7 protein-coding genes are annotated in these 11,888 nt (G+C 72.0%); 4 read left to right on the forward strand and 3 right to left on the reverse strand.

The features are described from left to right. Positions 1 to 57 precede the first annotated feature (57 nt). From AB0K02_RS18315 to AB0K02_RS18330, 4 genes are all read left to right on the forward strand, one after another. Positions 58 to 3,861: a multifunctional oxoglutarate decarboxylase/oxoglutarate dehydrogenase thiamine pyrophosphate-binding subunit/dihydrolipoyllysine-residue succinyltransferase subunit gene (locus AB0K02_RS18315; protein ID WP_365993471.1), complete on the forward strand. Its 3,804-nt coding sequence runs from the start codon at positions 58 to 60 to the stop codon at positions 3,859 to 3,861. Between the two features lie 197 nt (positions 3,862 to 4,058). Then, on the forward strand, positions 4,059 to 4,241 hold the full coding sequence (locus AB0K02_RS18320; protein ID WP_019075209.1) for a DUF6104 family protein: 183 nt from the start codon (positions 4,059 to 4,061) through the stop codon (positions 4,239 to 4,241). Positions 4,242 to 4,633: 392 nt separating this feature from the next. After that, the gene (locus AB0K02_RS18325) at positions 4,634 to 5,494 is read left to right on the forward strand and encodes a DUF4097 family beta strand repeat-containing protein (protein ID WP_365993472.1); all 861 of its coding nucleotides are present in this window, start codon (positions 4,634 to 4,636) and stop codon (positions 5,492 to 5,494) included. 1 nt (position 5,495) lies between these two features. After that, positions 5,496 to 6,461, forward strand: a complete 966-nt coding sequence (locus tag AB0K02_RS18330; RefSeq protein WP_365993473.1) for a helix-turn-helix transcriptional regulator — start codon at positions 5,496 to 5,498, stop codon at positions 6,459 to 6,461. 41 nt (positions 6,462 to 6,502) lie between these two features. Here AB0K02_RS18330 and AB0K02_RS18335 read toward each other — a convergent pair whose 3' ends face one another. The 3 genes from AB0K02_RS18335 to AB0K02_RS18345 all read right to left on the reverse strand — a co-directional run bounded on the left by AB0K02_RS18335 (position 6,503) and on the right by AB0K02_RS18345 (position 11,802). Further along, positions 6,503 to 9,259 (reverse strand): ABC transporter substrate-binding protein, encoded by a 2,757-nt coding sequence (locus AB0K02_RS18335; RefSeq protein WP_365993474.1) that lies wholly within the window; start codon positions 9,257 to 9,259, stop codon positions 6,503 to 6,505. A 101-nt stretch (positions 9,260 to 9,360) separates the two neighbouring features. Continuing rightward, entirely contained in the window at positions 9,361 to 10,764 is a 1,404-nt protein-coding gene (locus tag AB0K02_RS18340) for a cellulase family glycosylhydrolase (RefSeq protein ID WP_365993475.1), read from the reverse strand. Positions 10,765 to 10,836: 72 nt separating this feature from the next. Next, the gene (locus AB0K02_RS18345; protein ID WP_365993476.1) at positions 10,837 to 11,802 is read right to left on the reverse strand and encodes a zinc-binding dehydrogenase; all 966 of its coding nucleotides are present in this window, start codon (positions 11,800 to 11,802) and stop codon (positions 10,837 to 10,839) included. Positions 11,803 to 11,888 lie beyond the last annotated feature (86 nt).

Consider the following 11,888-nt stretch of genomic DNA (forward strand, 5'->3'; position numbering starts at 1 on the left):
GTAGCCTTTATTTCCGCTGTCCATCACCTTGTGAAGCGGAAGAGGGCGGTTCTCGCCGTGTCGTCTCAGTCCCCCAGTAACTCGAGTCTCTCGACCGACCAAGGCGGGCAGGGTCAGAACCCTGCTGCCGCGTTCGGAGCCAATGAGTGGCTCGTCGACGAGATCTACCAGCAGTACCTCCAGGACCCGAATTCGGTCGATCGCGCCTGGTGGGACTTCTTCGCCGACTACAAGCCGGGCGCTGCCGGCACGGCGGACAAGGACAAGGCGGCGCCCGCCGCCGCGGCCCCCACCACGACTGCGAGCGCGCCCGCGGCGCAGGAGGCGGCACCCGCACAGGCCGCCTCCGCCGCCCCGGCGGCGCCCGCGGCCCAGCCCGCCGCCCCCGCGCAGGCCGCCCCGGCTCCGGCCGCTCCGGCCAAGGCCGCGGCCCCCGCGCCGAAGGCCGCGCCCGCCGCGAAGCCCGCGGCCGCGCCGGCGACCGAGGCGCCCGCGGGTCCCGAGTTCGTGACGCTGCGCGGCCCCGCCGCCGCGGTCGCGAAGAACATGAACGCCTCTCTGGAGCTGCCCACGGCCACGTCCGTGCGCGCCGTCCCGGTGAAGCTGCTGTTCGACAACCGCATCGTCATCAACAACCACCTCAAGCGGGCCCGCGGCGGGAAGATCTCCTTCACGCACCTCATCGGCTACGCGATGGTGCAGGCCATCAAGGCCATGCCGTCGATGAACTGGTCCTTCGCGGAGAAGGACGGCAAGCCCACCCTGGTCAAGCCGGACCACGTCAACTTCGGTCTGGCCATCGACCTGGTGAAGCCCAACGGCGACCGCCAGCTGGTCGTCGCGGGCATCAAGAAGGCCGAGACGCTCAACTTCTTCGAGTTCTGGCAGGCCTACGAGGACATCGTCCGCCGCGCCCGCAACAACAAGCTGACGATGGACGACTTCACCGGCGTCACCGTCTCGCTGACCAACCCCGGCGGCCTCGGCACCGTCCACTCCGTGCCGCGTCTGATGCCCGGGCAGTCGGTCATCATGGGCGTCGGCTCCATGGACTACCCCGCCGAGTTCCAGGGCACCTCGCAGGACACCCTGAACAAGCTGGGCATCTCCAAGGTGATGACGCTCACGAGCACGTACGACCACCGCGTCATCCAGGGCGCCGCGTCGGGCGAGTTCCTGCGGATCGTCGCCAACCTCCTCCTGGGCGAGGAGAACTTCTACGACGAGATCTTCGAGTCGCTGCGCATCCCCTACGAGCCGGTCCGCTGGCTCAAGGACATCGACACCTCGCACGACGACGACGTCACCAAGGCCGCGCGTGTCTTCGAGCTGATCCACTCCTACCGGGTCCGCGGCCATGTCATGGCCGACACCGACCCGCTGGAGTACCGCCAGCGCAAGCACCCCGACCTGGACATCACCGAGCACGGCCTCACCCTGTGGGACCTGGAGCGTGAGTTCGCGGTCGGCGGGTTCGCCGGCAAGTCGATGATGAAGCTGCGCGACATCCTGGGCGTGCTGCGTGAGTCGTACTGCCGCACCACCGGCATCGAGTTCATGCACATCCAGGACCCGAAGCAGCGCAAGTGGCTGCAGGACCGGGTGGAGCGCCCGCACCACAAGCCGGAGCGCGAGGAGCAGCTGCGCATCCTGCGCCGGCTGAACGCGGCGGAGGCCTTCGAGACCTTCCTGCAGACCAAGTACGTCGGCCAGAAGCGGTTCTCGCTGGAGGGCGGCGAGTCCGTCATCCCGCTGCTCGACGCGGTCATCGACTCCGCGGCCGAGTCGCGCCTCGACGAGGTCGTCATCGGCATGGCCCACCGCGGCCGTCTGAACGTGCTGGCGAACATCGTCGGCAAGTCGTACGCGCAGATCTTCCGGGAGTTCGAGGGCAACCTCGACCCGAAGTCGATGCACGGCTCGGGCGACGTGAAGTACCACCTGGGCGCCGAGGGCACGTTCACCGGCCTCGACGGCGAGCAGATCAAGGTGTCGCTGGTCGCCAACCCCTCGCACCTGGAGGCCGTCGACCCGGTCCTGGAGGGTGTGGCCCGCGCCAAGCAGGACGTCATCAACAAGGGCGGCACGGACTTCACCGTCCTGCCCGTCGCCCTGCACGGCGACGCCGCCTTCGCCGGCCAGGGTGTCGTGGCCGAGACGCTGAACATGTCGCAGCTGCGCGGCTACCGCACCGGCGGCACGGTCCACATCGTCATCAACAACCAGGTCGGCTTCACCGCCGCACCGGAGTCGTCGCGTTCGTCGATGTACGCGACCGACGTGGCCCGCATGATCGAGGCGCCGATCTTCCACGTGAACGGCGACGACCCGGAGGCCGTGGTCCGCGTCGCGCGGCTCGCCTTCGAGTTCCGCCAGGCGTTCAACAAGGACGTCGTGATCGACCTCATCTGCTACCGCCGCCGCGGTCACAACGAGGGCGACAACCCGCAGTTCACCAACCCGCAGATGTACAACCTGATCGACAAGAAGCGCTCGGTGCGCAAGCTCTACACCGAGTCGCTGATCGGTCGCGGCGACATCACGCTGGAAGAGGCCGAGCAGGCGCTCCAGGACTTCCAGGGCCAGCTGGAGAAGGTGTTCGCGGAGGTCCGCGAGGCCACCTCCGCCCCGGCCCCGGTGCACGTCCCGGACAGCCAGGCCGAGTTCCCGGTCGCGGTGAGCACGGCGGTCTCCCAGGAGGTCGTCAAGCGGATCGCCGAGTCCCAGGTCAACATCCCGGACAACATCAAGGTGCACCCGCGCCTGATGCCGCAGATGCAGCGCCGCGCCGCCTCCGTCGAGGACGGCACGATCGACTGGGGCATGGGCGAGACGCTGGCCATCGGCTCGCTGCTGATGGAGGGCACCCCGGTCCGGCTGTCCGGCCAGGACACCCGCCGCGGCACGTTCGGCCAGCGCCACGCGGTGCTGGTCGACCAGGAGACCGGCGAGGACTACACGCCGCTGCTCTACCTGTCCGAGGACCAGGCCCGCTACAACGTCTACGACTCGCTGCTCAGCGAGTACGCGGCGATGGGCTTCGAGTACGGCTACTCGCTGGCCCGCCCGGACGCGCTGGTCATGTGGGAGGCTCAGTTCGGTGACTTCGTCAACGGCGCGCAGACCGTCGTCGACGAGTTCATCTCCTCGGCCGAGCAGAAGTGGGGCCAGCACTCCGGCGTCACGCTGCTGCTGCCGCACGGCTACGAGGGCCAGGGCCCGGACCACAGCTCCGCGCGCCCCGAGCGCTTCCTGCAGCTGTGCGCGCAGAACAACATGACGGTGGCGATGCCGACCCTGCCGTCGAACTACTTCCACCTGCTGCGCTGGCAGGTCCACAACCCGCACCACAAGCCGCTCATCGTCTTCACCCCGAAGTCGATGCTGCGTCTGAAGGCCGCGGCGTCGAAGGCGGAGGAGTTCACCACCGGCGGCTTCCGCCCGGTGATCGGCGACGACTCGGTCGACCCGGCCGCGGTCCGCAAGGTCGTCTTCACGTCCGGCAAGGTCTACTACGACCTCGACGCCGAGCGCAGGAAGCGCGGCACGACGGACACGGCGATCATCCGCCTGGAGCGCCTGTACCCGCTGCCGGGTGCGGAGCTGCAGGCCGAGATCGCCAAGTTCCCGAACGCCGAGAAGTACCTGTGGGCCCAGGAGGAGCCGGCGAACCAGGGTGCCTGGCCGTTCATCGCGCTCAACCTGATCGACCACCTGGACCTGGCGGTCGGCGCGGACATCCCGCACGGCGAGCGCCTGCGCCGTATCTCGCGGCCGCACTCCTCGTCCCCGGCCGTGGGCTCGAAGAAGCGCCACGAGCAGGAGCAGGAGCAACTGGTCAACGAGGTTTTCGACGCCTGACCGGCATCGCACGAAGGAACGGCCCGCCACCGACGCGATCGGTGGCGGGCCGTTCCCGTGCTCGGGGGGGTGGAGCTCCACGAGGACGTCGAGCGCCCTTCCGGGCATGGCGCCCAGTTTGCGCACGGCCGATGTCCGGCCGCGTCGGCGACGCCATACCCTGGAGCCGGAACACCCGTCCCCACCAGGAGCATGTCTTGTACTTCACCGACCGCGGCATCGAGGAACTGGAGAAGCGGCGCGGCGAGGAGGAGGTCACGTTCGAGTGGCTGGCCGAGCAGCTGCGCACGTTCGTGGACCTCAACCCGGACTTCGAGGTCCCGGTCGAACGCCTCGCGACGTGGCTGGCCCGTCTGGACGACGAGGACGACGACGAGTAGCCGCCACCTCGACGAATGAGCGCCCCCCCAATGGGTGGGCTACCGCCCGCGCTGCCGTGCGCCCGCTGCGCCGGCGCGCGTACGGCGGTGACGTCCGGCGGCCTCCTGATAGAGGGCCCGTGACCGCGGCTCGTCCCAGGCGAGTGCCCCGGCCGCCCGGGGGCCGTACCGCGGCGCGCAGCTGCCGCAGAAGCAGGGCGCGACACGTCATCCCCGTAGCCTCCTACGCCCTCTCCTCGCAGAGTGCCCGGGAGGAGCCCCCTCCCCTGCGGCGGGACATGGACGCGGCCTCTTACGCGATGACGGCCTTGACATCCCGAAACCGCGATATATCGTGTCCAGCAGGAGACGCGATATGTTGTGTCGCGCCCCGGCCCCGGGAGGTCATCGCCATGGCAGAGACGACATGGGACGTAGCCGAGCCGACGAAGCTGGCCTTCGACGACCCGGTCACGACGGTCAACGTGCGGATCGTCAACGGAACCGTCAACGTCGTCGGGACCGACGAAGGTTCCACCCGGCTGGAGGTCTCGGAGGTCGAGGGCCCCCCGCTCGTCGTCACCCGCAACGGGGCCACGCTCACCGTCGCCTACCCGGACCTGCCCTGGAAGGGCTTCCTCCAGTGGCTCGACCGCAAGGGCCGGCACCGCAGCGCGGTGGTCTCCCTCGCCGTTCCCGCCGAGGCCGCCGTCGAGGTCGGCGTCGTCGGTGCGCACGCGGTCGTCTCCGGCGTCCGGGGCTCCGCCGTGGTGCGCGGCGTCACCGGTGACACCACCCTCGTCGGGCTCTCCGGTGCCGTGCGCGCCGACACCGTCTCCGGCAACCTCGAGGCCCAGGCGCTCAGCGGCGACCTGCGCTACCACTCCGTCTCCGGCGACCTCACCGTGATAGCGGGATCCGGCCGCTCGGTGCGGGCCGACTCCGTCAGCGGCGACATGGTCGTCGACATCGACACGGCCGGCGGCCCGACCGACATCGCGCTGACCACGGTCTCGGGTGAGGTGGCCATCCGGCTGCCCCACCCCGCCGACGCACGGGTCGAGGCGAACACCGCGAGCGGCGCCGTCTCCAACGCCTTCGAGGACCTGCGTGTCGCGGGCCAGTGGGGCGCGAAGCAGATCACCGGCACCCTGGGCGCGGGCACCGGCAGACTCAAGGCCACCACTGTCTCCGGTTCGATCGCGCTGCTGCGCAGGCCACCGGCCGAGGAGGACGAGGCGTACGCCGACGCCCCGACCGGGAAGGTTCTCTGACATGCCCCCCGTATTCGCCCACGGCCGCCTGCGGCTCTACCTGCTGAAGCTGCTGGACGAGGCTCCGCGCCACGGCTACGAGGTCATCCGCCTCCTGGAGGAGCGTTTCCACGGCCTGTACGCGCCGAGCGCCGGCACCGTGTACCCGCGGCTGGCCAAGCTGGAGGCCGAGGGCCTGGTCACGCACGCCACCGAGGGCGGCCGCAAGGTGTACTCGATCACCGACGCCGGCCGCGCCGAGCTCGCCGGGCGCAGCGGGGAACTGGCCGACCTGGAGCTGGAGATCCGCGATTCCGTCTCCGAACTCGCCGCGGAGATCCGCGACGACGTGCGCGGCGCGGCGGGCAGGCTGCGCAGCGAGATGCGGGCCGCAGCCAGCGAGAACCGCCGGCAGCCGGCGGGCCCGCGCGGCGGAGGGGACTTCGCCGACAACGAATCCTGGCGGGCGGCGAAGGAGGAAATGCGCCGTGCCAGACAGGAGTGGCAGGAGCAGGCGCAGCGCGCCAAGGACGAGTCGCGGCGGGCGCGCGAGGACGCCAAGCAGGCTCGCCGCCAGGCGCAGGAGGCGGCCGACACCGCCCGCGCGGAGATGCAGCGCATCGCCCAGCAGGTGCAGGAACAGGTCCAGGACCACTTCGCGCGGGGCGACTGGCCGACCGGGGTGCGCGAGGGCCTGTCGGAGCTGGCCGGCCGGCTCGGCGGTCTGGCGCGGAGCACCGCCTGGCCGCCGTATGTGAAGCCGGACGCGGCCGGCACCGACCCCCAGTGGGCGAAGGACGCCGTGGACGTGGAGGGTTCGGCCGACCCGGCACGTGATCTCGAACGGCTCCTGGACCGCTTCAGGGACGACGTGCGGGACGCGGCGCGCGACCACGGCGTGACACAGGAGCAGCTGGGCGAGGCCCGTCGGCACCTGTCGACGGCGGCCGCGCACATCGTGGCCCTGCTGCGCGGCCCCAAGGAGTAGCGCCGCGGGAGGGGCCGGAGGTCGTCCGGCCCCTCATGCGTTCACGGGCAGGAGTGCTGCTCCGGTCCCCAGGTCCGGCGGACGTCACCGCGCCCGACCGTCCCGCACAGCAGCACCGTCTGCGCCCCCTTCGGGCCGCCCCGCTCGACCGCTATGAGCTTCTTCTCGCTGACCCGGCCGCCGCCCGCCGCCCCGTGCGCGTCGATCCGCCCGGTGGCGCCGTCGAAGCCCCCGCCGCCGAGCCCCTGGTAGAGCACCGCCTGGAGCAGCCTGCGGTCGAGGCGCTCGTCGTGGCCGCCGGTGCCCCGCCACGCCTGGTCGACGCCCTCCGCGAGGTAGCGCATCGCGTCCCAGGCGAGCGCCACATGGGCGTCCTGCCGCATGGCGCCGGTACGGGTGCTGTGATCCTCGGCGTACGTGCGGTCGTACGCGGTGAGGAAGGCCGCCGCCTCGCCGCTGACCTCGGCGAGCGCCGGCGCGCGGCCGTGCGAGACGTAGAAGAGGGTCAGTCCGGCGAAGACCTCCCAGGGGCGCCGCTCCTCCGTGAGGGCGTTGGTGACGTCGTCGCCGCCGAGGACGCTCACCTTCGGGCAGTCGCGCGCGTCGCGGCTCAACTCGCCGAGGAAGAGCTGGAACTGGCTGCCCCTCCCGGCCCACACCACGGCCGTACGCGGCTCCTCGGCCACCGCCCGGCACACCTCGCGTGCCAGATCCTCCACCGCCGCGACCGGGGTCCCCTCCGGGGACCCGGGCAGCGGCGTGGGTTCGGGCGCGTCCGTCGGGGTGTACAGGAGCGACTCGGTCCGCTCCTCGTCGTACGCCGCCCGGAACGCCGCCGCGAGGCTCGCACTGTACGCGTCCGAGGGGTCGGCGATCAGCCGTACCCGCACGGCCGGCTTCCCGTCCACCATGGGGGCGTGCTCGGCGAAGGCCGCCATCACCTGCCCGGCTCGTGTGTCGGTCGGCGCGGTCTGGTAGTAGTGCCCGCCCTGGCGCAGCAGTTCGTCGGCGGTGCCCGAGGTACCGACCATCGGCAGGCCGGCCTCGTCGAAGATGCGCATCGCCTCGTACGTACGGCGGCGGCTCTGGCCGAAGCCGACGACGCCGACGATCGAGCTGTCCTTGTCGGCGAGTTCGACGATCCGGTGGGCGACGGCCGGGGCGTCCTTGAAGCGGTCGCCGGCGTTCGCGGCGAGGACGCGCAGCGGGACGCGCTCCCCGGAGCGCAGTGCCTGTGCGTTCGCGTACGCCTGGGCGAGGGCGAGACCCCGCAGTTCGGCGAGGGTGCCGCCGCGGACGGGGTCCTCCGCGTCCTTGCCGCCGCTGAGCGGGCCGAAGTAGACGACGGTGCGGGCGTCCGGCCGCGGGTCGCCGGCGTCCCGGCCCGCGAGTTCCTTCTCGACCTCCTTGTTCTGCCGCTCGATGCGCTGCAGGACGTCCCGTACCGCCCGCTCGCTGTCCCCCGTGCCGAACGACGCCGCGCCTTCCGCGACGCCGACGCACTGCCCGTCCGTGCCGAGGAACGTGGAGCCGAGGCACGGGTCGGGGCCCATCCTGGTGAAGGGGACCCCGGCGACCAGGCCGCCGACGACCGCGAGGGCGAGCACGCCCGCGGTCGCGGCCACGGCCACGTCGGTGCCGGGACCCCAGCGCGTCGCGGGCGGGGCGAGAGTGGGCCAGCGGCCCAGCCAGTACGTCGCGGCCTGGTCGTCCGCGGGCCCTTCGGAGACCGGCACCACCATTCCGGAGGGCCGCCCCGGCGGAGTGCCGCGCTGGGCGATGTTGGCCAGGTCGGCGCCGGCGGCGGACAGGCCGGGTACCTCGATGTCGGGGATCCGGCTGGCGAGCGTGCGCACGCCCGCGGCGACGGCGACGACGGAGGTGCAGCGCAGGTCCTCCATGGCGGAGCGCAGTTCGCGCAGAAAGCGCTGGACGCGTGACTCGGCGGGGCCCGCCTCCTCCACCAGGAGCACGAAGCGGCTGACGCGCCGGCGCCGCCAGGGGTTGAACATCCGCTTGCGGGCCGCGCCTTCGAGGTCGGCGAGCAGAGCGTGGACCAGGATCCGGTCGAGCTGCTCGGGGTCGCCGTCCGGACCGCCGCCCACCAGGTCGAGGGCCGAGCGGAAGAAGTCGGTGGGCGGCGTGCCCTGCTGCTGGCGCACCCACTCGGCGTACCAGCGGCGGCCTCCGTGCCGGCTCCTGCCCAGCATCGTGCGGCCCGCCCGTCTGCCGTACAGGGCGCGCGGCAGCCGCTGGAAGAGCGGCCCCGCGACGAAGTTCCACAGCAGTTCGAGCAGGGTGCCGCCGTTGGCCTGGTCCCGGCCGCCCAGCCACCACAGCCCCCGGGCGAGCGCGGAGACCTCCCGGTGCTCGGCGTAGCAGTGGTCGCGCAGTTCGCCGGGGCGGCGCTCCATGAGGCCGCCGACCGCGGGCGCGGTGACCACGGCGCGCAGCAGCCGGTAGGACGGCAGGCGCAGCCGTCCCGTGCCCGGCGGCATCGTCGCGTCCAGCTGGAAGGCGATCTGCTCGAAGAGGTCGAGCGGCGGCGCGGCCGGGTCCGCCGTGGCCCCGTCCAGGCAGGCGTGCGGGGCGAGCCGGCCCTCGCGCCCGCGCAGCCGTGACCTCAGTCCGGCGACGATCCGGCGTCCCGCCTGTCCGTCCCCCGGTTCGCTCAGCAGCACCACCGGGACGCAGGTGCGGCTGCGGCGCGGCTGCACCACGAGTTTGTCGAAGGCGTCCACGAATTTCTCGACGCCCGGATAGGCCGGGACACGGCTCTGTTGATCCCCCGTCGACATGTTCTCCTCCCCCTTCACGCGCGATCACGTGAGTGTCAAGGCTCGTGCCCCGCACGGCCGATGCGCAATCGTCTCCCAGCGCGCCCTACCGGCGCGGGTGTTCATCGTGGCGCGCTCGGAGTGACGAGAACGGTGACCTGCGCGCCGGGCCGAGCGTGCACCCTTGCGGTCGCCGCGCGGTCCGCGGGCAGCACCGGCGTGGCGGTCCGGGCGGGTCCGGTCAGCTCGACGCGCCAGCCGCCGGGCCGGGGCGGCACGGAGATCTCGGTGACACCGCCCCCGGCCCGGTACACGAGCCGGTAGGCCGCGGTGTCCGGCTCGAACGCCTCGGCGGTGATCCGGCCGGCGACCGCGGGGGCGTACGGGGCCGCGGTCTGCTCCTTGTTGGTGCGGAACCGCCCCTCGGCGTCGACGGCGCAGTACCCGCCGCCGTAGCACCAGACGTAGCCCGCCCAGCCGGAGCCGTAGCGGTTCAGGGACCGCAGGGCGTCGCGGTAGAAACGGCCCATGTTCGGCAGCGCGTTGTTGAGCGGGCCCCACTCGCCCACGACGACCGGGACGCGGTACTGCCGCGGGTAGACGGTCACGGCCGACTCGTACGCCTCGATCCAGCCGGCCGACGGGTCGTAGTCGGCGCCCGCCTCCATCGCCGTGTTGTAGAAGTGGGGTGCGTAGACGGCCTTGGGGTCGTCGATCCGGCCGAGGCCGGTGGGGACGCCCTCCCCCACGATGGGGGTCGGCTCGAAGAAGACCCAGGTGTCGTGGTCGACGGAACGGACGGCGTCCGCGAGGCGGTTGTACAGGGGGGTGAGCTGTTCGCGCTCGATACGGCGGGCGGCCGCCGGAAGGTCCTCGCCCTGCGCGATCTCGCCCATGGGTTCGTTGATCAGGTCGTAGCCGACGACGGCCGGGTGGTCCGCGAGACGCCCGGCGAGCACCCGCCACATGTCCGCCTGGGCGCGCCGCAGGTCCGGGTCCTCGTAGAGGTGGGTGAACGCGCGCTGCACGGCCGGTTCGAAGTACTCGGCGAACCAGTCGTCGGGGTGCGGGGTGAACGGCAGACCGTCGGTCCTCGTCGCCCACTCGGGGATGCCGCGGTGCCCGAACGCGGGTCCGAAGACGTCCTGGTGGGCGTCGATCAGGACCTGGATCCGGTGCTTGTGCGCCCAGCCGAGGACGCGCTCGATCCTGCGGAGGTACGCCTCGCTGTAGCGGCCCCGCTCGGGCTCCAGGTCGTCCCAGAAGACGAGCAGGCGGGCGAAGCCGAAGCCCTGGGCACGCAGGTCGCGGAAGTGGCGCTCGGTGATCGCGGACAGGGCGGCCTCGCCGCGGTGGGTCTTGTCCTCGACGTTCCAGCCGCGCAGGGTCAGGACGCGGCCCCGGTCGTCCGTGAGGCGGGGGATGTCCGGGAGTGGTGCGACCGGGCTGTCCCCGCTCCTGGCGTGAGCGGCTGACGTGGACAGGACGGCGGCGCAGACGAGGGCGACGAGCAGACGGCGGTGCATGGGACCTCCGGCACGGTCGGTCGGCAGTGCCGGAGATCCCATCAGCAGAACTGACGGTCCATCAAGAGTCCGTCACGGATTGGTGAGGACGATCTTTCCGAACAGGTCGCCGGAGGCCAGCTTCTCGAACCCCTCCCGGGCCCGGTCGAGCGGCAGCACCTGGTCGATCACCGGCCGGACGCCGGTCGCCGCGCAGAACGACAGCAGGTCCTCCAGCTCGTCCTTGGAGCCCATCGTCGAGCCCACGACCTTGAGCTCCAGGAAGAAGATGCGGGTCAGCTCGGCGTGCGAGGGCCGGTCGCCGCTCGTCGCACCCGAGATCACCAGCGTGCCGCCGGGCCGCAGCGACTTGACCGAGTGGGACCAGGTGGCGGCGCCGACGGTCTCGATGACGGCGTCCACGCGCCGGGGCAGCCGCGCGCCCGGCTCGTACGCCTCCTCGGCGCCCAGCTCGACCGCCCGCTTGCGCTTGGCCTCGTCCCGGCTGGTGGCGTACACCCGCAGTCCGGCCGCCTTGCCGAGCACGATGGCGGCGGTGGCGACGCCACCACCCGCGCCCTGCACGAGGACGGAGTCACCCGGCCGGACGCCCGCGTTGGTGAACAGCATCCGGTACGCGGTCAGCCAGGCGGTCGGCAGGCACGCGGCCTCCTCGAAGCTGAGCTCCCTCGGCTTGGGCAGCACGTTCCAGGACGGCACGGTGACCTGCTCGGCGAAGGTGCCCTGGTAGCGCTCGGTGAGGATGGAGCGGGGCTCGTCGGGGCCGACGCCGTGGCCGCTCTGGCCGATGACGGAGTGGAGGACCACCTCGTTGCCGTCCTCGTCGACTCCTGCGGCGTCGCAGCCGAGGATCATCGGCAGCTTGTCCTCGCCGAGGCCCACTCCGCGCAGCGACCACAGGTCGTGGTGGTTGAGGGAGGCGGCCTTGACGTTCACGGTCGTCCAGCCGGGACGGGCCTCGGGAGCGGGGCGCTCGCCCAGTTCGAGTCCGTTCAGCGGCTGGTCGCGGTCGATGCGGGCGGCGTAGGCGGCGAACATGACCTTGAGACTAGGACGGCCCGGTGCATGGCGGAACCACACATCGGTGTGACGCGCCTTGCTTTCTTCACGGCTCGGTTCTCCTC

It is taken from the genome of Streptomyces sp. NPDC049597 (assembly GCF_040675505.1).
In the GTDB taxonomy this organism is placed as follows: Bacteria; Actinomycetota; Actinomycetes; order Streptomycetales; family Streptomycetaceae; genus Streptomyces.

Excerpts from the sequence above, each read along its gene's own strand:
- AB0K02_RS18325 (WP_365993472.1), top strand. The coding sequence starts at position 4,634 with ATGGCAGAGACGACATGGGACGTAGCCGAGCCGACGAAGCTGGCCTTC.
- AB0K02_RS18330 (WP_365993473.1), top strand. The coding sequence starts at position 5,496 with ATGCCCCCCGTATTCGCCCACGGCCGCCTGCGGCTCTACCTGCTGAAG.
- AB0K02_RS18335 (WP_365993474.1), bottom strand. The coding sequence starts at position 9,259 with ATGTCGACGGGGGATCAACAGAGCCGTGTCCCGGCCTATCCGGGCGTC.
- AB0K02_RS18340 (WP_365993475.1), bottom strand. The coding sequence starts at position 10,764 with ATGCACCGCCGTCTGCTCGTCGCCCTCGTCTGCGCCGCCGTCCTGTCC.
- AB0K02_RS18345 (WP_365993476.1), bottom strand. The coding sequence starts at position 11,802 with ATGTTCGCCGCCTACGCCGCCCGCATCGACCGCGACCAGCCGCTGAAC.